Below are 21911 nucleotides of genomic sequence, written 5' to 3' on the forward strand. Positions count from 1 at the left end.
AAGCTGGTGCTCCATCCGCACGACCACCCCTGATGCCCATGTTGCTCGCAGACAAGAACGCCGTGATCTACGGAGCTGGTGGGGCGATCGGCGGCGCGGTCGCTCGCGCCTTTGTCCGAGAGGGAGCCAAGGTCTTCCTCGCCGGTCGTACCGAGGCCAAGCTCCAGGCCGTGGCCGGGGAGATCGCCGGCTCGGGAGGAACGGCCGAGACCGCTCAGGTCGATGCGCTCGACGAGCAGGCCGTCAACGAGTGCGTCGCCGGCATCGTCAAGAAAGCCGGGAGAGTCGACGTTTCGTTCAACGCCATCGGTCTGGACGAAGTTCAGGGGACACCGCTCATCGAGATGTCCTACGACGACTTCGCCCGCCCGATCACCATCGCGACCAGAACGCAGTTCCTGACCGCGAAGGCGGTCGCACCGCACATGATCGAGGCAGGGTCGGGTGTGATCATGATGATCACGGCGTCGCCGTCCCGGATTCCCTTCCCCCTCGTCGGCGGCTTCGGTGTCGCCTGCGCCGCGCTGGAGGGCTTCTCCCGCACTCTGGCGGCGGAGCTGGGCCCCAAGGGTGTCCGCGTCATCTGTCTGCGCTCGGCCGGATCGGTGGAGTCGATCGAGGACGTGCTGGACAAGCACGCCGGCACCATCGGGATGACGCGTGACGAGTTCATCGCCAGTCTCACGGACATGACACTGCTGAAGCGGTTGCCCTCGCTCGCCGACGTAGGCAACGTCGCGGCGCTCATGGCATCGGACTACGCCGGCGCCATGACCGGAGCTGTGCCCAATGTGACCTGCGGTCAGGTGGTCGACTGACGGGCGCCGTCGCGGCTCGGCCGGCAAAGGGGCCATGTCGGTGGGGCCACCGCCGATCAACTCGGCGGTGGCCCCGTGTTTGTGCCGTCAGTCGTCCTTCGCGCCCAGGTCCGCCCGGCCGAACAACAGGGCGTAGCCCGGAGGGAGTTGCTTCAGGATGCGGTTGGTCAGGGTGTCGCCGATCAGGGGTGGCAGGACGCTCAGGACCGAACTCACGTCCCAGCGGGCCGTGGCCGGGGTGGCGCCCTCGATGCGGGCTGCCACCGAGTCGACGAACTCGGCCGCCGTCAGGGGGCGGGTTGCCGTGATCTGGGAGGTGATGACGCCGGCCGCCTCTTCCGGGAGGGCTCGGGCCAGGGCCAGTCGTTCGTCGCCCGTGACGTGGCCGCCCAGGGCGGAGAGGACAATGCGGGTGATGCGTTCGGCTTCCGCGCTCGTCGTGTACTGGCCCGCGTCCCGTACCGCCTCGACCAGAGCCGTCCAGCCGTCGCTCGCCGGGTGGCGCCGCAGTGCCGGTGCGGGGGGGGGTGGTGACGGGTGCGGGCGTCGTCGGGGTCGGCACCATCGTCGTGGTCATCGTGCGGCTCCTCCTCCGGGTCCGATGGGCACAGGGGACGCGTCCCGCGGACGCATACGGCGTATGGGGTCCGCGGGACGCTCTGCGTCGGCTGCTGCGGTCAGTTGCTGATCTGCTTGCGGCTGTCACCGCCGGTGATCTGGATGCGGCGCGGCTTCGCCTGCTCCGCCACGGGGATGCGCAGGGTCAGGACGCCGGCTTCGTACGAGGCGTCGATGCGGTCCGTGTCGAGCGTTTCACCGAGGAAGAGCTGACGGGTGAAGCTGCCCGTGGGGCGCTCGGCGACGATCATTTCCGCGCCCTCGGGGGCGGGGGAACGGCGCTCGGCGCGGACGTTCAGGACGTTGCGTTCGACGTCCAGCTCGATCGTCTCGGGGTCGATGCCGGGCAGGTCGAAGTGGACGATGAAGTCGTCCCCGGCCCGGTAGGCGTCCATCGGCATCGCGGCCGGGCGGGTGGGGCCGAAGACCTGCTGCGCGAGGCGGTCGAATTCGCGGAACGGGTCTGTACGCATGAGCATCACGGATCACTCCTTTCCTGAAGGGGCTGGGGTGCGATGCCCTACGGCTTCTTATATAGCTCCGTGGATAAAACTTGACAAGCTCCGACTCAGGTTCGGTGCTGCGGCGCAGGTGAGCGGTAGCCTCGGTGCAGCAGACCCTCGTACGCAGGAGGCACGGATGGCCAGGGTTCCCAGCGCACTCGTCGCCGCGAGCGGGCTCGTCGGCGGGTACGGCGTCGCCCGCTGGACGAAGAAGCGGCAGCTCGGCGGGGCCGTACTGGCCGTCGCGGGGGCCGCGGCCGCGCAGCAGTGGCGGGAGCAGGCCGGTGGGAAGGCCGCGGGGGCGCTGACCGCCGCGTACGTCACCGCCTTCGGCGCGTCCCATCCGCTGGCCAAGAAGGTGGGCGCCTGGCCCGCCGTGTTCGGGGTGGCCGGGGCGGTTGCCCTCGCGTCGTGGGCGGTCGCCGACCGGCGGGCGTGAGCCCTGGACCCCTGCGGCCACCGCGCCGACCGGCGGGCGCCTCAGTTTTTGTTATTGCCCCCGTCCCCGCACGTCTCCTCACCGTCCCCGCGCAAGCACGCCACCGACGACGTTGAGGTACGACGACGTGACACGACAGATCAGCCGACGGACCATGCTCAAGGCAACCGGTGCCGCAGCCGGAGCCGTCGGCATGAGTACGGTCCTCGCACCGGCCCCCGCGACCGCCGCCCCGCCGCCTTCGCCCACCCGGGCCTCCTGCACACCCGCGCCGACCTGGACCGTATGGCCGCGAAGGTCAAGGCGGGCGCCGCGCCCTACACCGCCGGGTTCGCCAAGCTGACCGCCAACCGGCATGCGCAGAGCGGCTGGACGGCCAACCCGCAGGCCACCGTGTACCGAGGAGCGGGCAGCCCGCAGAACTACGCGATCCTCTACAACGACATCCACGCCGCCTACCAGAACGCCCTGCGCGCACATGTCTCCGGCGACACCGCGCACGCCGACGCCGCGGTCGCCATCCTCAGCGCCTGGTCGGCGAAACTGACGTCGGTAGAAGGCTCCGCCGACCGGTTCCTCGCCGCCGGCATCTACGGCTACCAGTTCGCCAACGCCGCCGAACTCGTCCGCGACCACGACGGCTTCGAGCTGGAGCGGTTCCAGAAGATGATGCGGGAGGTGTTCCTTCCGCTCAGTGACGACTTCCTCGTCCATCACAACGGCGCGTACGTCACCAACTACTGGACCAACTGGGATCTCACCGCGATGGCCTGCGTCCTGGCCACCGGGATCTTCTGCGACGACCGGGGTGCGGTCGACCGGGCCGTCGAGTACTTCAAGAACGGCGCCGGCCTGGGCTCCATCAAGAACGCCATCCCTGTCGTGCACGACGACGGGCTCGCCGAGTGGGTCGAGGCCGGGCGCGACCAGGGGCATGCGCTGCTGGGTATCGGGCTGATGGGCACGTTCTGCGAGATGGCGTGGAATCAGGGGATCGACCTGTACGGGTACGACGACAGCCGGTTCCTCAAGGGGGCGCAGTATGTGGCCAAGTGGAGTCTCGGCGGGGATGTGCCGTACACCGCGAACACCCGTAAGAAGGGTGCGATCAACGGGTGGTCCGGGTCCGAGACGGCGAGTGAGGCTGCGGGCGTTGATCCGGCGATGATGCGTCCGGTCTGGGCGATGATCGCCAACCACTACACCAAACGGCGGGGGTTGGATGCGTCGTACGTCACGCAGATTGCCGCCAAGGCTGCGCCTGAGGGGGGTGGCGGGGACTACGGCCCAACAGGGGGGTACGACCAGTTGGGGTTCGGGACGTTGGCGTTCACTCGGGATCGGGGGGAGGTTGGGGCGTCGTCCTCGCCTACGCCGACGCCGGGCGGTGCAGCGTCCGAGCGGCGTCCTCGGCTCCCTCCGGCAGCCTTCGCCGGCTGGCGGGTCCGCGTCCGCGTCGGCCGCTGCGGGCGGTGACCTTGCCGCTACCGGTTCTGGGGACGTTGTGGGTTGGGTTGCCGCCACTGGTGTCACCGCTCTGGCGGGTGGGCTGTTGCTGCTGCGCCGCCGGGGACGTGCGGGCCGGGGCTCGGTAGGCGCCCGGCGGGTGCGGCGGCGGGGTTCGCTCGCCCGCGCTGACGGGGTGCCTCCCCCAGAGGGGGGGAGGCACGACTGCCCGCAGCTGCGTTCACGCCCCCAGCGCGTGTGTCACCGTGTAGATCAACAAGCCCGCCAGTGAGCCCACCACCGTGCCGTTGATGCGGATGAACTGCAGGTCGCGGCCGATGTTGGCCTCGATCTTCTTCGTGGTGTGCTCGGCGTCCCAGCTGGCCACGGTGTCTGTGATCAGGGAGGTGATCTCCTTGCGGTACGTCGTCACGACGTGCACCGCGGCGCCCTCGAGCCAGCTGTCGACCTTGCCCTGGATCTTGGGTTCGGTGGCCATGCGGGCGCCCAGCGACAGCAGGGAGGCCCGCACCCGCAGCCGTAGCTCGCTGCGCTCGTCCTCGGCCGCGGCCACGATCATGGAGCGTACGGCCGTCCAGGCGGAGGCGATCAGGTCCTGGACCTCGCCGCGGCCCAGCACCTCGCCCTTGAGCCGCTCCACGCGCGCGCGGGTGTCGGTGTCGGACTGCAGGTCGGAGGCGAAGTCGGTGAGGAAGCGGTCGAGGGTGCCGCGGGCGGTGGGAGGCATGTCACGCATCTCGGTGACGAAGCGCAGCAGCTCCTTGTAGACCCGCTCGCCGACCTTCTTGTCGACGAACCGCGGGGTCCAGCCGGGCGCGCCGCCCTGCACGGCGTCCATGACCTGCTCGTCGTGCAGCACCAGCCAGTCGTGCGCACGGGAGACGACGAGGTCGACGACGCGTTTGTGGCCGCCGTCGAGGACGATCTTCTCCAGCATCTTGCCTATGCCGGGCGCGATCTCCTGGATGTTGGCCCGCCGGGTGATCGCCTCGCCGACCACGGCCTGGACGTCGGAGTCGCGCAGCACCGTCAGGGCGCCTCTGAGGGCCGTCGCCAGCTCGGCGGTGACCCGGTCGGCGTTCTGCGGCTCGGCGAGCCAGGCGCCGAGGCGGCTGCCGATGCCGACGGCGCGCAGCCGCTGGCGTACGACGGCCTCGGAGAGGAAGTTCTCGCCGACGAAGTCGCCCAGCGTGACGCCCAGCTGGTCCTTCTTGGTGGGGATGATCGCGGTGTGCGGGATCGGGATGCCGAGCGGGTGGCGGAAGAGGGCGGTGACCGCGAACCAGTCGGCGAGCGCGCCGACCATGCCGGCCTCGGCCGCCGCCGCGACATAGCCCGCCCAAGGGCCTGCGCCCGCGTTCGACGTCCACTTGGCGAGGACGTACACGACGGCCACGAACAGCAGCAGGCCGGTCGCGGTGAGTTTCATCCGCCGCACCCCACGCTGCTTCTCCTCGTCGGCGGCGCTGAAGGTCGTCATGGCGCGGACCGCCGAGGCGGGAAGACTGCCGCGAGCGCCGGCATGGTTACCGGCGGTGTCGGGCCGGGCATGCTGCTCTACGGCAGCTGCTCCGGTTTCACCATGTTCTTCCGGATTCGTACGGTCCATCCGCTCCACCCGTTCACGATCCCTCACAGCAACATTGTCCCTTCCTGACCGACTCCTGGAACGGAAGAAGAGTTCCCGGCGTCCTTCCGGGCGGGAAGCGCAACTGTGAACTCTCGTGGCCCGAAGGGGGGACCCGGTCAACTTCCCGCAGCTCCATGCCGCATCATGGGGTGATCAACATCGGAGCCCCGGGCTCCATTTCGCCCGAGGAGAAACGCACCGCATGACCAGGCGTCATCACGGTTATGCCTTGCTCAGCGCGATCATCGCTCTGATCGTGGGACTGTCGGTCGCCATCTACGTCGGAGTGGCCTCCGACAACGGCACCGCCCAGCGCACGGTCGCAGGCCCCCGCCCCCACAACTCCGCCGCCCCGGCCTCCACCGGCATCTGGGTCGGCTCCTGGTCGACGTCCCCGGCCGCCGCGGAACCCGGCACCGAGACGGCCGGACTGACCGACCGCTCGGTGCGCAACGTCGTACACGCCAGTGTCGGCGGTACGAGTGCCCGGATCACGCTGTCCAACCTGTACGGCCGGCAGCCGCTGACCATCACCCACGCGACGATCGCCCTCGCCGCCGCCGACGACAGTGCGGCCGCCGCACCCGACACGATGCGGCGGCTGACGTTCAACGGCACCACCACGGTCGTCGTCCCGGCCGGACGGCAGGTGGTGAGCGACGCCGCGCGCCTGACCATCCCGCCCGACAGCGACGTCCTGGTCACCACCTACTCCCCCGCCGAGCCGGGGCCGGTCACCGTCCACGCGCATGCGCGCCAGATCTCCTACGCCGCACAGGGCGACTACGCCGAGGACGTCACCGGCGCCCCGTACACCGAGCAGGTCGAGTCCTGGCGGTACCTGACCGCGCTGGACGTGCTCAGCAGGGAGTCCGACGGCACCCTGGTCGCCTTCGGCGACTCCCTCACCGAGGGCCACTCCTCGACGGTGGGCGCCAACCGGCGCTGGACCGACGTCCTCGCCCAGCGGCTGCGCGAGGCGGCCGACGCCGGGCAGGACGTGCCCCGCTACGGCATCGTCAACCAGGGCATCGGCGGCAACCGCGTCCTGACCGGCGGCAACGGCCGCCCCGCCGACAACCCCAGCGGGCTCAACCGTTTCTCCCGTGACGTCCTGGGCCGTACGAACGTCAAGGTCGTCGTCATCGATCTCGGCGTCAACGACATCCTGCGCAACCCCCCGGTCACCGACCCCGACCAGATCCTCGACGGCCTGCGCACCCTGGTCGGCCAGGCGCACGCGGGCGGTATCAAGGTCGTCGGTGCGACCCTGATGCCGTTCCAGGGCCACCGCGGCTACACCGACGCCCGCGAAGCGATACGGCAGGAGATCAACGCCGAGATCCGCTCAGGGCGGGTGTTCGACGCGGTCGTCGACTTCGACGAGGCGCTGCGGGATCCGTACAACCCGCGCAGGTTCCGCTCCGACTACGACTCGGGCGACCATCTGCACCCCAACGACAAGGGGTATGCGCGGATAGCGGAGCAGTTCGACCTCAAGGACCTGAAGGGCTCGGTGCCGGCGCAGCTGTAGCTCCCGGCGAGCCGCGGGCATTCGTGGCGCCGCCACTTGGTGCTGGCGGGGAGGTGGGTCGCGCAGCCCGGCGTTGACGGGGTGCCTCCCCCAGAGGGGGGACCCCCAGCGCCCACCCCTCCCCACGCTCGGCTTCGCTCGCGCGGGGGGGGACCCCCATCGCCCTGGGGGTCCCCCCAGGCCCTTCAGGCACTGGGGGAGGCACGACTGCCCGCAGCTACGCGCGGGTCAGTCCTCCAGCCGGCGCCGCTTCTCCCGCCGCTCCTCATGCAGGTCGCGCACGAAATCGCGATGCCCCTCGACCATCTTGCGATGCGCCTCCGCGACATCCTCGTGGAACGACGCGTGCAGATCCCGCATCGCCGCCTTGCGCTCCAGCTTCCCCTTCCGACGTTCCTCCTTCAGCCGCTTCCGCTCGGCCCGGGTCAGCTTCCGTTCCACGCCGACCCCGCCCCAGAAGGCGAACCCGGAGACGATCACCCGCGGGGCTCCGGGGTCGCCCGGCACGCCCTCCTCGCGGTGATCGAAGCCGCCCATGATCCCGATGCCGCGCACCACGACCTCGACGCCGGGCGGCACGACGACGTTCATCCCGCCCATGATCGCGATGCAGTTGATCTCGACCTCGCGGTCGGCGAAGTTCGCCTCGCGCAGATCGATCTCGCCGCCGCCCCAGAAGGCGAAGCAGGTGAACCGCTTCGGCACCGTCCAGCGCCCCTTGCGCTGAAACCCCGACATCACGGCGACACCCCACGTCGACGTGCCCTCGCCGCCGACGATCCGCCCCGCCCAACTCCCACTCCCGGCCGGTTCCTTGACCAGCGAGACCGAGGGGGCCGGGGCGCCGCCGGCAACCGGCAGGTCCCGGGTGATCGGCGCCAGCTCGCCGTACGTCCGTGCCTGGTACGTCGCCTCCAGCCGTTCCTCGAACTCCGCCATGTCCAGCCGGCCCTCCGCGAGGGCGTCCCGCAGGACCTCGGCAACCCGCTCACGATCGGCGTCGGAGGCACGCAGCTCCGGGGCATCGTCGGTCATGCACAGCAGCGTACGTTTTCCCCGGCCCGGAGACTATGCGCTCAGCGCATCCCCGCCGCCTGCACGCTGCCCTACGCGGTCGCCCGGTCCGCGTACATGCGCGCGATCACCGCCTCGATGTCCGGCTCCCGCACCGACAGGTCCACCAGCGGATACTCCGCGGCGATCCGCGCCACCAGCGGCGCCGCGGACTGCGCCGCCGGGAAGGCCAGCCACTGCCGCGGCCCCTCCACCCGTACCACCCGGGCCGGTGCCGGCGCGTCGATCGGCGGCAGCTCGCGCTCCAGGTCCACGACCAGGGTCCGCTCGCTCTCCCCCGCCTCGTGCAGACCGGCCAGCGGACCGTCGTACATCAGACGGCCGTGGTCGATGACCATCACGCGCGAGCACAGCTGCTCGATGTCCTGCAGGTCGTGCGTGGTCAGCAGCACCGTCGTCCCGCGCTCGGTGTTCAGCTCGCGCAGGAACTCCCGCACCCGGGCCTTGGAGATGACGTCCAGGCCGATGGTCGGCTCGTCGAGGTAGAGCACCTCGGGGTCGTGCAGCAGAGCGGCCGCGATGTCGCCGCGCATCCGCTGACCGAGGGAGAGCTGCCGTACCGGCACATCCAACAAGGCGTCCAGCTGCAGCAGTTCCACACACTGTTCGAGGTTCGACCGGTAACGGGCGTCCGGGATCCGGTACATACGGTGCATCAGCTTGTACGAGTCGATCAGCGGCAGGTCCCACCACAGCGTCGTCCGCTGCCCGAACACCACCCCTATGCGGTGCGCGAGCCGCGTCCGCTCACGGGAAGGGTCGATGCCGGCCACCCGCAGCCGCCCGCCGCTCGGCGTCAGGATGCCGGTCAGCATCTTGATCGTGGTCGACTTGCCGGCGCCGTTCGGCCCGATGTAGCCGACCATCTCACCACGCGCCACCGAGAACGACAGCGAGTCGACGGCCCGCACCTGACGCCGCTCCCACCTGAGGAAACCGGTCTTCTTCCGCACGTCGAAGACCTTCTCGACCCGGTCGAGTTCGATGAAGCCACCACCAGTCAATGGTCTAACTCCCTGTGCTTCGATACGACTTCAGCCCCGCCCGCCACGCCATCCCCGCGAGCGCACAGCACCCCACCGCCACCAGCGGCGGCGAGAACGCCACCCAGGTCGGCAGGTCCAGCGGATACGGCCGCCCCAGCACATAACTCGCGGGCAGCCAGTTGACGAAGGCAAGCGGCAGCACGAACGTCACCCCGCGCACCAGCTCCTTGCCGAACACGGTCGGCGGATACTGGAGCAGCGTCGTACCGCCGTAGGTGAACGCGTTCTGCACCTCGGAGGCGTCCTGCGCCACGAACTGGAAGGCCGCGCCCCCGACGAACACCGCACAGAAGATCACCGCCCCGCTGAGCAGCATCACCGGCATCAGCAGCACCTTCAGCGGCGTCCAGTCGATGTCCACCGTCGTCAGCGCGTAGCCGAGCACCAGCGCCCCCTGGGTGACCCGGCCCAGGCGGCGCAGCCCGAAGCGGTCCGCGGCGACCTGCGCGAGCACCGGCGCCGGCCGCACCAGCAACGTGTCCAGCGTGCCGTCACGCACCCGGCGCCCCAGCCGGTCCATCGATCCGATCGCCAAGTCGGCCAGCCCGAAAGCAACGCTGGACAGGCCGTACAGGAAAGCGATCTCGGGCAGCGCATAACCGCCGAGCGCCTCCACACGGGAGAACATCAGCAGGATCGCGACGAAGTCCAGCGACGTCGCCGCGAAGTTGCCGACCGTGGTCATGACGAAGGAGGCCCGGTACGCCATCGTCGAACGGATCCACATCGCGACGATCAGGCCGTACGCCCGCAGCCCCTCCGCCACCCGAGCGCGCTCACCCACCCTGCACCACCCGCCGCGTCGCCGCCGACTGCACCAGCCGCCCCGCCGCCAACAGCGCAACCGCCCACACCCCCTGGAACGCGAACGTGCCCAGCGGATCGGCCCGCCCCAGCAGCACATCCGCCGGCGCCTGCAGCAGCGACGACCACGGCAGCACCCGTACGATCTCGCCCAGCAGGCCCGGGAAGACGTTCAGCGGCAGCAGCATCCCCGAACAGAAGAACCCCAGCAGCCACGCCATCTGCACCACCCCGGTGCCGTCCATCAGCCAGAACGCGCTCAGCGCCACCAGGTACCGGATCCCGAAACCGACCACCATCCCGAACAGCACCGCCAGCAGAAAACCCGCCCACGTCACCGGATCCGAGGGCAGCGCCACATCGAAGACCAGCGCCCCGAACGCGAACGGCACCACCCCACGCCCCAGCAACTGGAACAGCGCCCGGCCCAAGTCACTTGCCAGCCACCACAGTTGGAGGTCGGCCGGCCGATAGAGGTCGATCGCCACATCACCCGTACGGATACGCTCGATCAACTCGTCCTCGAAGCCGCCACCCCCGATCGCGAGCGTCGACAACAGCGCCTGCCCCAGCCACACATAGGTGACGGCCTGCGCCTGGTCGTACCCGCCGAGCTGCGGCCTCTCCTCCCACAGCGCCAGGTACGTGTAGACGAGGATCAGCCCGAACACGGTGTTGGTGAACACCCCGGCGACCGTGGCCACCCGGTACGTCGCGTATCGTCGGAAACCTCCCACCGCGACGGCCACGTACAACCGTCCCGTGCCCACACCCACCACCCTCCCGACCGCGCCCGGCACCGAAGCGCAGGAGCCTAGTACGCGGCCGACCCCGGCGGCCACGCAATTTCCGGGCACAACGCGTGCCGGGAACGGGAACGGAACGCTTGGTGCGAGAGTCTTCAACAGGGGGCGCAGAAGACGTACGAGGGCGTACGGGACCGTACGGGATCGTACGAGGAGAAATTCGTACCGGAACGTACGAGGAAAACAGGAGTCCGTGCACGACATGAGCCACGAGCCGCAGCCGCAGCCGCAGCAGCAGCAGCCGACCCAGGGCGCGACGGGGGACGGCAAGCCCAAGCGGCCCAAGCGCACCGGCTGGCGCCGGATCATCCCCACCTGGCGCATGGTGCTCGGCACCTTCGTCCTCGGCGCCCTGCTGGTGATCGGCCTGTTCTTCCTCGGCTACTCACTGGTCAAGATCCCACCGGCGAACGCCCTCGCCACCAAGCAGAGCAACGTCTACCTCTACGCAGACGGCTCCCAACTCGCCCGGGACGGCGAGGTCAACCGGGAGAACGTCACCCTCGCCCAGATCTCCAAGGACGCCCAGCACGCCGTACTGGCCGCCGAGGACCGCGACTTCTACAGCGAGTCCGCCATCGACCCCCAAGCGATGCTCCGCGCGGCCTGGAACACCGCCACCGGCAAGGGCAAGCAGTCCGGCTCCACGATCACCCAGCAGTACGTCAAGAACTACTACCTCGCCCAGGAACAGACCCTCACCCGCAAGGTGAAGGAGTTCTTCATCTCGATCAAGCTCGACCAGGAAAAGACCAAGGACGACATCCTGGAGGGCTACCTCAACACCAGCTACTTCGGCCGCAACGCCTACGGCATCCAGGCCGCCGCCCACGCCTACTACGGCATGGACGCCACCGACCTCGACCCCGCCCGCGGCGCCTACCTCGCCGCACTGCTCAACGCGCCCAGCGAGTACGACGTCGTCGCCCACCCCGAGAACAAGGCCGCCGCCGAGGCCCGTTGGAACTACGTCCTCAACGGCATGGTCAAGGAAGGCTGGCTCAGCCGCGCCGAGCGGGCCGGCCTGAAGTTCCCGATGCCGAAGGAAGCCACCGTCTCCACCGGCATGTCCGGGCAGCGCGGCTACGTCGTCGACGCGATCAAGCAGTACCTCACCGAGAACAAGATCGTCGACCCGGACGAGCTCGAAAGGGGCGGCTACCGCATCACCACCACCCTCGAAAAGCCCCGGCAGGACGCCTTCGTCAAGGCCGTGAACGACCAGCTGATGTCCAAACTGGACCCGAAGGAGCGCAAGGTCGACACCTACGTCCGCGCAGGCGGCGCCGCCGTCGACCCCAAAACCGGCAAGGTCGTCGCCCTGTACGGCGGCATCGACTACGTCAAGCAGTACACCAACGGCGCCACCCGCCGGGACTTCCAGGTCGGCTCCACCTTCAAACCGTTCGTGTTCACCTCGGCCGTCGAGAACGACTCCACCACCCAGGGCGGCACACCGATCACCCCCAACACCTACTACGACGGCACCAACAAACGCCCCGTCCAGGGCTGGAACAGCGCCTACAACCCCGAGAACGAGGACCAGAAGTCGTACGGCGACATCACCGTCCGCGAGGCCACCGACAAGTCCGTCAACGCGGTGTACGCACAGATGGCCGTCGACGTCGGCCCCGACAAGGTCGAACAGACCGCGATCGACCTCGGCCTGCCCACCGCCACACCGGAGATGGGCCCCTACCCGTCGATCGCACTCGGCGTGGCCCGGGCCAGCGTCCTCGACATGGCCCAGGCGTACGCCACCCTCGCCAACCACGGCGAACACGGCACGTACACCATGATCGAGAAGATCACCAAGGACGGCACCGACGTCATCGAACTGCCCACCCGCCAGACCCACCAGGCCGTCAGCCGCGAAGCCGCCGACACCACGACATCGGTCCTGCAGAGCGTCGTCGAGAACGGCACCGCCACCGCCGCCCAGGCCGCCGGCCGCCCCGCCGCGGGCAAGACCGGCACCGCCGAGGAGGACACCGCCGCCTGGTTCGCCGGCTACACCCCCGACCTCGCCACCGTCGTCGCCGTCATGGGCCAGGACCCCGTCACGGCCGATCACATGCCGCTCTACGGCGCCATGGGCCTGAACCGCGTCAACGGCGGCGGCGCGCCCGCCGACATCTGGGCCCAGTTCACCAAGGACGCCCTCGAAGGCACCCCGCCCACCGACTTCAACCTCCAGCTCCAGGACGGCGCCGAGGAATGGGACCTCCCCGAGATCCCGCCCTCCCAGAGCCCCGGCACCGGCGCCCCCACCGACAGCGCCACACCGAGCGACGACACCGGCCAGGAGAGCCCGGACGAGACCCCCGGCGACACCACGACCGGGGGCACACCCACGGACGGGACCACCGGAGGCACGCCCACGGACGGAACGACCGGCGACACCACGACGGGCGGCACACCCACGGACGGGGGCACGACCACCGACGGCGGCACCACCACAGGCGGCGGGACCACAACCGGCGGTGACCCCACCACAAGCGGCGGAACCACCGGCGGCGGAACCACCGGAGGCACCACCGGCGGCGGAACGACCACGGGCACGAGCACATCGAACTCGGCTCCGCGGTACACGATCAGACTGTGAACCGCGCGGCTCAGTGCCCCGACGTCGCCTTCAGCCCCACGACAGCGACCAGCAACAGACAGACGAAGAAGATCCGGGCGGCGGTCGCCGGCTCACCCAGCACCACCATGCCGACCACCGCCGACCCGGCGGCCCCGATCCCCACCCAGACGCCATAGGCCGTACCGATGGGCAGGGACCTCGCCGCATACGACAGCAACAGCATGCTGGCGACGATGCCGGCACCGGTGAACAGGCTCGGCACGAGCCGCGTGAAACCGTCGGTGTACTTCATCCCGACCGACCAGCCGACTTCGAGCACACCGGCGACGATCAGCAGAACCCAGGCCATGACAGGCACCTCCGAGACACAGACAGGACGAACGGGGGTGCGTCGTCTTTGCCTTCGTCCCGGTACGGCGCGTCTCGTCGGGCTCCTTCGAATGTAGCAAGGAAGGCGACAAAAGGGGCCGGTGACGATGGTCACCAGCCCCTTCTCAGCCCTGATCTACAGGTACAGCTCCTGATCCACAGGTACAGCCCTGATCTACAGGTACAGCCCGGTCGAATCCTCCGACCCCTCGAACCGGTCCGCCGCCACGGCATGCAGGTCCCGCTCGCGCATCAGCACATACGCGATACCCCGCACCTCCACCTCGGCGCGGTCCTCCGGGTCGTACAGCACCCGGTCACCCGGCTCGACGGTCCGTACGTTCTGCCCCACCGCGACAACCTCCGCCCACGCCAGCCGACGGCCCACGGCCGCCGTGGCGGGAATCAGGATGCCGCCACCGGAACGCCGCTCGCCCTCGCTGGTGTCCTGCCGCACGAGCACACGGTCGTGCAGCATCCGGATGGGCAGCTTGTCGGGATGGGTGCTGTGGTCGTTTCTGTTGGAGCTCACGCCTTTGAACCTACCTGCCATCGAAGCGTTCGTCCGCGGGAGGGTCAGCGGTTCCGCCGCCGAGTACCCAGCACGAGCAGTCCCACAACCCCGACGGCCACGAGCGCGACGGGCAGCACACGCTCCATCCGAGGCGCGCCCTTCTCATCGACGAACTGCCCCTTCACATCACTCACCGCCCGATTGACCTGCACGTACGCCCGCCCAAGGGTGCGATCGACATTCGACACGACCTTGGCCTTGGCGTCCCCGACGATCGTCTTCGGATGCACCCGCACCCCGATCTCGTCGAGCGTCTCGGCCAGCCTCTCGCGGCGACGCCTGATGTCCGCCTCGATCTGCGCCGGGGTTCTGGTGTCCGACGTGTCCGCCACCGTACGGCCTCCGAAGTCAGCTGATGCTTGTTCCGGACAGTCTGTCAGTTCTTCGGGCGACCGCACCGTCAGGACCCCCGGTTACGCTAGCCCGATGAGTGAGCGACTCCAGCCCGGGGACGTGGCCCCCGCCTTCACCCTCCCCGACGCCGACGGCAACGAGGTCTCCCTGTCGGACCACACGGGCCGCAAGGTCATCGTCTACTTCTACCCGGCCGCCCTGACCCCCGGCTGCACGAAGCAGGCCTGCGACTTCACCGACAACCTCGACGTCCTGGCCACCGCCGGCTACGACGTCATCGGCATCTCGCCGGACAAGCCCGAGAAGCTGGCGAAGTTCCGCGAGAAGGAATCCCTGAAGGTCACCCTCGCCGGCGACCCCGACAAGACCGTCATCGAGGCGTACGGCGCCTACGGCGAGAAGAAGAACTACGGCAAGACGTACATGGGCGTCATCCGCTCCACGATCGTCGTCGACGAGGAGGGCAAGGTCGAGCGCGCGCTGTACAACGTGCGGGCGACGGGGCACGTGGCCAAGATCATCAAGGACCTGGGCATCTGAGCGCAGGCTCCGCCCGACGGGAGCGGCCCGTGCCGGGGTGACCCGGCACGGGTCGCTTTGCATGTCGGGCGTGACTGTCCGATAACCGGTTCGTTACTCCGTGTGGACCACGAACGTGTGGTCGGAACGGAGGGGCTCGATGGGGGCCAGTGCGTACACCAAGGAGCGGCTGGAGGAGGCGGCTCGGGGGGCGCGGACGTTGTCGGAGGCGTTGGTGTGGTTGGGGGTGGATCCGAAAAGCTCCTCGCGGAACTACATCCGGGAGCGGATGAAGAAGCTGGGGGTGGACACCTCGCACTTCGAGCGGGAGGGGGGGCCGGTGGACGAGGGAGGTCCTTGAAGCCGCGGTTTCGGCATCGACGAACATGTGCGAGGTGCTGCGCCGTCTCGGGGTTGAGGTCGTCGGCGGGCAGCACACGCACATCAGCCGCCGGATCAAGGCGTACGGCATCGACACCTCGCACTTCCAGGTGCCGACCCAACGGGGCAGGGCGCTGCGCCCTCGAACGCCAGGGGACCTGCTCATCGAGCAGTCGGCAGACGACGCCCGGCGTATCCAAAGCGATCGCCTCAGGTGGGCGATGACGAGCGTAGGCGTACCAGAGCGGTGCGCTCTGTGCGGCATCGAAGCAGTCTGGCGTGGGTATCCGCTGCCCCTCGAAGTCGACCACATCGACGGCAACTGGCGGGACAACCGCATCGAGAATCTACGGTTCCTCTGCCCCAACTGCCACTCCACGACAGACAGTTACCGGGGCCGCGGCAAAGGGCGCACCCAAGGTGGCGCTTCATGAGCAGCGGCGTGCAGTACACGCGGGAACGACTGGCCGAAGCCGCCGCGCGGTGTTCCGACATCGAGGAGGTCATCGCCTTCTTTGGCACCCAGCCGTACGCCACACTCCGCCGCTACCTAGTCCGGCGGTTCGCCCACTTCGGCATCGACATCTCGCACTTCAGCCCCTATGGCAGGCGGCGACGCCCCACCCCCGACGAGTTGCGAGCTGCAATCGCCGGATCAGTGTCCATCGCAGAAGCGCTGCGCCGCCTGGAACGCCCGGACAACGGCAGGCAGCGCGCATTGTTGCGTCAGTGGGTCGCCGAGGAAGGTCTCAATACTGCGCACTTCTTGGGGCAGGCCCACCAGCGAGGGAAGAGCCGCCCTGACATCCTCAGGCGCCCGCAGGATGTCCTGGTACAGCACGACGGAAAGCGCCGAACCCGGACCTACCTGCTACGCCGCGCTCTGTGCGAAGTCGGCGTCCCCGAAGAGTGCGCAGACTGCGGGATCGGCCCCGAGTGGCTCGGCAAGCCCATGACGCTGGAGGTCGATCACATCAACGGGGACTGGAGCGACGACCGGCGGGAGAACCTGCGGCTGCTGTGCCCCAACTGCCACGCGATCACCAGCACGTGGTGCAGAGGCGGGAACCGAAACCGGACGCATCCCCGGTAGCATGGGCGGGCACGCGGCCGTTGCTGAATGGTATAAGCAGAGGTTTTAGGTGCCTCGGGGCATTTGCCCATGTGGGTTCGACTCCCATCGGCCGCACGCACATAGGGGCCGTCCGTCTGGACGGCCCCTCCCGCGCTTCAGCCCAACAACTCCCGCACCACCGGCACCAACGCCCGAAACGCCTTCCCCCGATGACTGATCGCGTTCTTCTCCTCGGGGCTCAGCTCCGCGCACGTCCGGGTCTCACCCTCCGGCTGGAGGATCGGGTCGTAGCCGAAGCCACCGGTGCCCGCGGGCGCATGCCGCAGTACGCCCCTCAGCTGCCCCTCGACCACCCGCTCCCGCCCGTCCGGCAGCGCCAGCGCCGCCGCGCACGCGAAGTGGGCCCCCCGATGCTCGTCGGCGATGTCGGCCAGCTGGGCCAGCAGCAGCTCCAGGTTCGCGTGGTCGTCGCCGTGCCGCCCCGCCCAGCGGGCCGAGAAGATCCCCGGCGCGCCGTTGAGGACGTCGACGCAGAGGCCGGAGTCGTCGGCGACGGCGGGGAGGCCGGTGGCCTGGGCGAGGGCGTGGGCCTTGAGGAGCGCGTTCTCGGCGAAGGTGACGCCGGTTTCCTTGACGTCGGGGATGTCGGGGTAGGCGTCCGCGCCGACGAGGTCGTGTGGGAGGCCTGCGTCGGCGAGGATGGCCTTGAGTTCGGTGATCTTTCCGGCGTTGCGGGTGGCGAGGATCAGGCGGGTCATGCCGTCCAGTATCCCGGCTGCCTCGCCGCGCTTGTTACGGCGTGCAGACCTTGGTCAGTTCGCCGGCCGCGTCGGTGACGGGGCTGATGTCGGGGGTTTCGTCGCCGTTCTCGATGGCGGTGCGGACGTTGGTGACGGCTTTCTCGAGGTCGTCGACCGCCTTGTTGACGTCGGTGTTGTCGGTCTTGTCGCCGATTTCGCCGAGGTTCTGCTCGATGGAGTCGAGGGATTCGTCGAGCTGGGTGGGGTCGTTGGCCGCGTTGTCGACGGCCTGCTGGAGGTCGGTGACGCTGTCGGCGATGGCGTCGGCGGTGTTGACGCAGTCGAGCGCCTTGTTCACGGCGTCGCAGCCGGTGGTGAGTCCGGCGGTCAGCGCTATCGCCGCCAGGGTGGTGGCGACGGCGGTGGTACGGCGTCGGCGGCGGCTCGCGGCCATGGAACGGTCCCTCCCTTGGTTGGGCCCGGCGGGCCCGGTCAGCTGGCCGGGCGCACAGGGATGAGCCGTGCGCCCGTATTTCTTCAGACGCGGTGGTGGTGGGCGTGGTTGCCCGCTCCGACCCCGTGTCTTGGTGTGCCCTTTACTTTTCGGCGGGGGTTTCGAGCGCGGTGCGCTGCAGTGCTGCCAGTTCGGTGCAGCCGGCGACGGCGAGGTCGAGCAGGGCGTTGAGCTCGTCGCGGGCGAAGGGTTCGGCTTCGGCGGTGCCCTGGACTTCGACGAAGCGTCCGTCTCCGGTGCAGACGACGTTCATGTCGGTTTCGGCGCGGACGTCTTCTTCGTAGCAGAGGTCGAGCAGGGGGATGCCGCCGACGATGCCGACGGAGACGGCGGAGACGGTGCCGGTGAGGGGGTTGCGGCCGGGCTTGACGAGTTTTTTCTTCTGGGCCCAGGAGACGGCGTCGGCGAGGGCGACGTAGGCGCCGGTGATGGCGGCGGTGCGGGTGCCGCCGTCGGCCTGGAGTACGTCGCAGTCGAGGACGATGGTGTTCTCGCCGAGGGCCTTGTAGTCGATGACGGCGCGCAGGGAGCGGCCGATGAGGCGGGAGATCTCGTGTGTACGGCCGCCGATCTTGCCCTTGACGGATTCGCGGTCGCCGCGGGTGTTGGTGGAGCGGGGCAGCATGGCGTATTCGGCGGTGACCCAGCCTTCGCCGCTGCCTTTGCGCCAGCGTGGGACGCCTTCGGTGACGGAGGCGGTGCAGAAGACCTTGGTGTCGCCGAAGGAGACGAGGACGGAGCCTTCGGCGTGCTTGCTCCAGCCGCGTTCGATGGTGATCGGGCGGAGTTGTTCGGGGGTGCGGCCGTCGATTCGAGACATGGGGTGAGCCTAGCTCGCTGCGGCCGAGGGGCCCCTTCCGGTGGGGGAAGGGGCCCCTGAGGGTGAGGGGGTGCTCACATCATGTCTTCGATGTCTGCGGCGACGGGGTCGGCGTCGGTGCCGATGACGACCTGGATGGCGGTGCCCATCTTGACGACGCCGTGGGCGCCGGCGCCCTTGAGTGCGGCGTCGTCGACCAGCGAGGCGTCGGCCACCTCGACGCGCAGCCGTGTGATGCAGCCTTCGACTTCTTCGATGTTGTCGATGCCGCCGAGTCCGGCAACGATTTTCTCAGCCTTGCTGGCCATGTCTTTCTCCCTGATCCGGCCTGGTCCGAAGCGCTATGTCGCAGTTACCCACAGTTGGCTCAGCTTCGCGAGCGGTCATGGCGTGCGTACCGAATGATGGCGTCACGACAGCGGAACCTTCCGCCAACTGGTCTACACCAGCTGGGGGGTGGTCGCCAAACCCGGTCCTTCCGGGAGGAGCCCGATGAGTGCCGACAGCGCTGCCAGTCCCTCCCGTGTGCGCTGGAACCGCCTGTTCCAGGGCTTGCAGAAGATGGGGCGCAGTCTTCAGCTCCCGATCGCGGTGCTGCCGGCCGCGGGCATTCTGAACCGGCTGGGGCAGCCGGATGTGTTCGGCGAGGAGGGGCTGGGCTGGATCGATGTCTCGAGGGTGATGGCGGGTGCGGGCGGCGCGCTCCTGGACGCTTCGTTGGGGTTGCCGCTGCTGTTCTGTGTGGGTGTGGCCATCGGCATGGCGAAGAAGGCGGACGGGTCGACGGCGCTCGCGGCGGTTGCCGGGTTCCTCGTCTACTTCAATGTGCTGCGCCAGTTCCCGGAGGACTGTCCGGAGGGTTCGCGGGCGGTGGGCACGGGCTGCCAGGTGGCGGACGGGACGGTGACCGAGTTCACCTACTCGAATCCAGGGGTGTTCGGCGGCATTGTCATGGGGTTGCTGGCGGCTTTCTTCTGGGCGCGTTTCCACCGTACGAAGCTGGTGGACTGGCTCGGTTTCTTCAACGGGCGTCGGCTGGTGCCGATCATCATGGCGTTCGTGGCGATCGCGTTCGCGGTGCTGTGCCTGTGGGTCTGGCCGCCGATCGGTGAGGCGCTGGAGAGTTTCAGTGACTGGATGAGTGATCTGGGCGCCTGGGGTGCGGGTGTCTTCGGTGTCGCCAACCGGGCGCTGCTGGTGATCGGCCTGCACCAGTTTCTGAACGTGCCCATCTGGTTCCAGTTCGGCACGTACACCAAGCCCGACGGCACGGTGGTGCACGGCGACATCAACATGTTCCTGAACGGCGACCCGGACGCGGGTCAGTTCACGTCGGGGTTCTTCCCGATCATGATGTTCGCGCTGCCGGCCGCCGCGCTGGCGATGACGCACTGTGCGCGGCCGAGCCGCCGCAAGGAGGTCGGCGGGCTGATGCTGTCCACCGCCCTGACGTCGTTCGTCACAGGCATCACCGAGCCGCTCGAGTATTCGTTCCTCTTCATCGCGCCGGTCCTGTATGCGGTCCACGCGCTGTTGACGGGTGTGTCGATGGCGGTGACGTGGGGGCTCGGGGTGCACGACGGGTTCAGCTTCTCGGCCGGTCTGATCGACTACCTCATCAACTGGAATCTGGCGACGAGACCCTGGGCGATCATTCCGATCGGGCTGTGCTTCGCTGCCGTCTATTACGTAGTGTTCCGCTTCGCGATCACCAGGTTCGATCTGAAGACGCCGGGGCGGGAGGCGGAGGAGGAGGTGGAGGACGTCACGAAGGGGTAAGCAGCCGCACGGGCGCGGGAATCGCGGGTTCCTTATCCCGCCTTCATCGTGCTACAACAGGTCTACACCACTGAGTGGTGTAGACCCTTGCGGTGCTGCCGCGGGGCATCGCCGGACGCCGCCGTCCCCTTCTCATTGTCCCTGGGCGGCGCCATGCCCACTGGAGGAAGTTGTGACCACGGCCAGCGCCGCTCCCGCGGCCGACAAGAAGAAGGGCTCCGGCACGATGGCTGTCCTGCAGCGCATCGGCCGCAGCCTGATGCTGCCGGTGGCGGTTCTGCCCGCCGCCGCGCTGCTGGTCCGCTTCGGCAACCCCGACATGCTCGGCGACCCGGAGTTCCCGGCCTTCCTGACGAAGATCGCCTCCTTCATGACCGCCGGCGGCAACGCGATCCTCGACAACATGGCGCTGCTGTTCGCGGTGGGCATCGCGATCGGCTTCGCGAAGAAGTCGGACGGTTCGACCGCGCTCGCGGCCGTCGTCGGCTACCTGGTCTTCAAGAACGTGCTGGCCACGTTCACCGACGGCAGTCTGCCGAAGAAGGAAGCCATCGTCGACGGCAAGATCGTCATGGTCGAGCAGGCGGTGGACGCCAAGGTGCTCGGCGGTGTGGTCATGGGCCTCGTCGTCGCCCTGCTCTACCAGCGCTTCTACCGCACCAAGCTGCCCGACTGGGCGGGCTTCTTCGGCGGCCGCCGTCTGGTCCCGATCCTGGCGGCTTTCGCGGGTCTGGTCATCGGTATCGTCTTCGGCTACATCTGGCCGGTCCTCGGCACGGGTCTGCACAACTTCGGTGAGTGGCTGGTCGGCTCCGGCGCGGCCGGCGCGGGCATCTTCGGTGTCGCCAACCGCGCGCTGATCCCGATCGGCATGCACCACCTGCTGAACTCCTTCCCGTGGTTCCAGGCGGGCGAGTTCGAGGGCAAGAGCGGCGACATCGCCCGCTTCCTGGCCGGTGACCCGACCGCGGGCCAGTTCATGACGGGCTTCTTCCCGATCATGATGTTCGCGCTGCCCGCCGCGTGCCTGGCGATCGTCCACTGCGCCCGCCCGGAGCGCCGCAAGGTCGTCGGCGGCATGATGTTCTCCCTCGCGCTCACGTCGTTCGTCACGGGCGTCACCGAGCCGATCGAGTTCACGTTCATGTTCATCGCGCCGGTCCTGTATGCGATCCACGCGCTCCTCACGGGTGTGTCGATGGCGCTGACCTGGGCGCTCGGTATGAAGGACGGCTTCGGCTTCTCGGCCGGCGCGGTCGACTTCTTCCTGAACCTGGGCATCGCGACCAACCCGTGGGGCCTGGCGCTGGTCGGCCTGTGCTTCGCGGCGGTCTACTACGTGATCTTCCGCTTCGCGATCACCAAGTTCAACCTGCCGACGCCGGGCCGCGAGTCCGACGAGGAACTGGCGGAACTGCAGAAGGCCGAGGCGAAGTAGACCCGTCCGCCCCGACCGTACG

22 protein-coding genes, 1 tRNA gene, 2 pseudogenes and 1 riboswitch are annotated in these 21911 nt (G+C 68.9%); of the genes and pseudogenes, 11 read left to right on the forward strand and 14 right to left on the reverse strand.

Annotated elements, in window-relative coordinates; all coding sequences use genetic code 11:
* Positions 1-38 precede the first annotated feature (38 nt).
* Positions 39-818, forward strand: a complete 780-nt coding sequence (locus StrepF001_RS20555) for an SDR family oxidoreductase (RefSeq protein ID WP_129799707.1) — start codon at positions 39-41, stop codon at positions 816-818.
* A gap of 87 nt (positions 819-905) precedes the next feature.
* Here the strand turns inward: StrepF001_RS20555 and StrepF001_RS20560 are convergent, their stop codons facing one another.
* Positions 906-1328 carry a DUF2267 domain-containing protein gene (locus StrepF001_RS20560; RefSeq protein ID WP_129799708.1) on the reverse strand — a complete coding sequence of 141 codons (423 nt, stop codon included), beginning with the start codon at positions 1326-1328 and terminating at the stop codon, positions 906-908.
* A gap of 167 nt (positions 1329-1495) precedes the next feature.
* Positions 1496-1915, reverse strand: a complete 420-nt coding sequence (locus tag StrepF001_RS20565; protein ID WP_206306900.1) for an Hsp20/alpha crystallin family protein — start codon at positions 1913-1915, stop codon at positions 1496-1498.
* Between the two features lie 160 nt (positions 1916-2075).
* On the opposite strand from StrepF001_RS20565, the gene StrepF001_RS20570 reads away from it, so the two are divergent.
* The gene (locus tag StrepF001_RS20570; RefSeq protein WP_129799710.1) at positions 2076-2378 is read left to right on the forward strand and encodes a hypothetical protein; all 303 of its coding nucleotides are present in this window, start codon (positions 2076-2078) and stop codon (positions 2376-2378) included.
* Positions 2379-2505: 127 nt separating this feature from the next.
* A pseudogene (locus StrepF001_RS20575) lies at positions 2506-3954 on the forward strand (alginate lyase family protein); the annotation flags it as partial.
* Between the two features lie 111 nt (positions 3955-4065).
* Here the strand turns inward: StrepF001_RS20575 and StrepF001_RS20580 are convergent.
* Complete coding sequence (locus StrepF001_RS20580; protein ID WP_129800071.1) at positions 4066-5454, reverse strand: DUF445 domain-containing protein; 1389 nt, start codon at positions 5452-5454, stop codon at positions 4066-4068.
* A gap of 223 nt (positions 5455-5677) precedes the next feature.
* Here StrepF001_RS20580 and StrepF001_RS20585 point away from each other — a divergent pair, with 223 nt between their 5' ends.
* Entirely contained in the window at positions 5678-7009 is a 1332-nt protein-coding gene (locus tag StrepF001_RS20585) for an SGNH/GDSL hydrolase family protein (protein WP_129799711.1), read from the forward strand.
* A 228-nt stretch (positions 7010-7237) separates the two neighbouring features.
* Here StrepF001_RS20585 and StrepF001_RS20590 read toward each other — a convergent pair whose 3' ends face one another.
* The 4 genes from StrepF001_RS20590 to StrepF001_RS48110 form a co-directional block, all read right to left on the reverse strand.
* Positions 7238-8044: a DUF1707 domain-containing protein gene (locus tag StrepF001_RS20590; RefSeq protein WP_129799712.1), complete on the reverse strand. Its 807-nt coding sequence runs from the start codon at positions 8042-8044 to the stop codon at positions 7238-7240.
* Between the two features lie 71 nt (positions 8045-8115).
* A complete protein-coding gene (locus StrepF001_RS20595; RefSeq protein WP_129799713.1) occupies positions 8116-9087 on the reverse strand; it encodes an ATP-binding cassette domain-containing protein in 972 nt (323 codons plus the stop codon).
* Positions 9088-9091: 4 nt separating this feature from the next.
* Entirely contained in the window at positions 9092-9856 is a 765-nt protein-coding gene (locus StrepF001_RS20600; protein ID WP_240797629.1) for an ABC transporter permease, read from the reverse strand.
* A 49-nt stretch (positions 9857-9905) separates the two neighbouring features.
* Positions 9906-10703, reverse strand: coding sequence for an ABC-2 family transporter protein (locus StrepF001_RS48110; RefSeq protein WP_240797630.1), 798 nt, complete (start codon positions 10701-10703; stop codon positions 9906-9908).
* A 238-nt stretch (positions 10704-10941) separates the two neighbouring features.
* Here StrepF001_RS48110 and StrepF001_RS20610 point away from each other — a divergent pair, with 238 nt between their 5' ends.
* On the forward strand, positions 10942-13344 hold the full coding sequence (locus StrepF001_RS20610; RefSeq protein ID WP_129799716.1) for a transglycosylase domain-containing protein: 2403 nt from the start codon (positions 10942-10944) through the stop codon (positions 13342-13344).
* A 10-nt stretch (positions 13345-13354) separates the two neighbouring features.
* On the opposite strand, the gene StrepF001_RS20615 is transcribed toward StrepF001_RS20610, so the two are convergent.
* From StrepF001_RS20615 to StrepF001_RS20625, 3 genes are all read right to left on the reverse strand, one after another.
* Positions 13355-13675 (reverse strand): SMR family transporter, encoded by a 321-nt coding sequence (locus tag StrepF001_RS20615; protein ID WP_129799717.1) that lies wholly within the window; start codon positions 13673-13675, stop codon positions 13355-13357.
* Between the two features lie 36 nt (positions 13676-13711).
* Positions 13712-13782: riboswitch (guanidine-III (ykkC-III) riboswitch) on the reverse strand.
* An 88-nt stretch (positions 13783-13870) separates the two neighbouring features.
* Entirely contained in the window at positions 13871-14227 is a 357-nt protein-coding gene (locus StrepF001_RS20620) for a co-chaperone GroES (RefSeq protein WP_129799718.1), read from the reverse strand.
* A gap of 44 nt (positions 14228-14271) precedes the next feature.
* A complete protein-coding gene (locus tag StrepF001_RS20625; RefSeq protein WP_129799719.1) occupies positions 14272-14601 on the reverse strand; it encodes a DUF3618 domain-containing protein in 330 nt (109 codons plus the stop codon).
* 94 nt (positions 14602-14695) lie between these two features.
* On the opposite strand from StrepF001_RS20625, the gene bcp reads away from it, so the two are divergent.
* The 4 genes and pseudogenes from bcp (at position 14696) to StrepF001_RS20645 (ending at position 16712) form a co-directional block, all read left to right on the forward strand.
* The gene (gene bcp, locus StrepF001_RS20630) at positions 14696-15163 is read left to right on the forward strand and encodes a thioredoxin-dependent thiol peroxidase (RefSeq protein ID WP_129799720.1); all 468 of its coding nucleotides are present in this window, start codon (positions 14696-14698) and stop codon (positions 15161-15163) included.
* Positions 15164-15302: 139 nt separating this feature from the next.
* Positions 15303-15957: pseudogene (locus StrepF001_RS20635) on the forward strand (HNH endonuclease signature motif containing protein).
* On the forward strand, positions 15954-16616 hold the full coding sequence (locus tag StrepF001_RS20640; protein WP_129799721.1) for an HNH endonuclease: 663 nt from the start codon (positions 15954-15956) through the stop codon (positions 16614-16616). Before StrepF001_RS20635 ends, StrepF001_RS20640 begins: the two are co-directional and overlap by 4 nt.
* A 13-nt stretch (positions 16617-16629) precedes the next feature.
* Positions 16630-16712 (forward strand) — tRNA-Leu (locus tag StrepF001_RS20645).
* Between the two features lie 41 nt (positions 16713-16753).
* On the opposite strand, the gene rdgB is transcribed toward StrepF001_RS20645, so the two are convergent.
* The 4 genes from rdgB to StrepF001_RS20665 form a co-directional block, all read right to left on the reverse strand.
* Positions 16754-17356 (reverse strand): RdgB/HAM1 family non-canonical purine NTP pyrophosphatase, encoded by a 603-nt coding sequence (gene rdgB / locus StrepF001_RS20650; RefSeq protein WP_129799722.1) that lies wholly within the window; start codon positions 17354-17356, stop codon positions 16754-16756.
* 34 nt (positions 17357-17390) lie between these two features.
* A complete protein-coding gene (locus StrepF001_RS20655; protein ID WP_129799723.1) occupies positions 17391-17792 on the reverse strand; it encodes a hypothetical protein in 402 nt (133 codons plus the stop codon).
* A 142-nt stretch (positions 17793-17934) separates the two neighbouring features.
* On the reverse strand, positions 17935-18672 hold the full coding sequence (gene rph, locus StrepF001_RS20660; protein WP_129799724.1) for a ribonuclease PH: 738 nt from the start codon (positions 18670-18672) through the stop codon (positions 17935-17937).
* 74 nt (positions 18673-18746) lie between these two features.
* Entirely contained in the window at positions 18747-18980 is a 234-nt protein-coding gene (locus StrepF001_RS20665; protein ID WP_129799725.1) for a PTS glucose/sucrose transporter subunit IIB, read from the reverse strand.
* A 184-nt stretch (positions 18981-19164) separates the two neighbouring features.
* Between StrepF001_RS20665 and StrepF001_RS20670 the strand changes: the two genes are divergently transcribed.
* Positions 19165-20451 carry a PTS transporter subunit EIIC gene (locus tag StrepF001_RS20670; protein WP_129799726.1) on the forward strand — a complete coding sequence of 429 codons (1287 nt, stop codon included), beginning with the start codon at positions 19165-19167 and terminating at the stop codon, positions 20449-20451.
* Between the two features lie 172 nt (positions 20452-20623).
* Positions 20624-21889, forward strand: a complete 1266-nt coding sequence (locus StrepF001_RS20675; protein WP_129799727.1) for a PTS transporter subunit EIIC — start codon at positions 20624-20626, stop codon at positions 21887-21889.
* The last annotated feature ends 22 nt before the right edge of the window (positions 21890-21911 follow it).

Source organism: Streptomyces sp. F001 (assembly GCF_004187715.1).
Taxonomy (GTDB): domain Bacteria; phylum Actinomycetota; class Actinomycetes; order Streptomycetales; family Streptomycetaceae; genus Streptomyces; species Streptomyces flavusporus.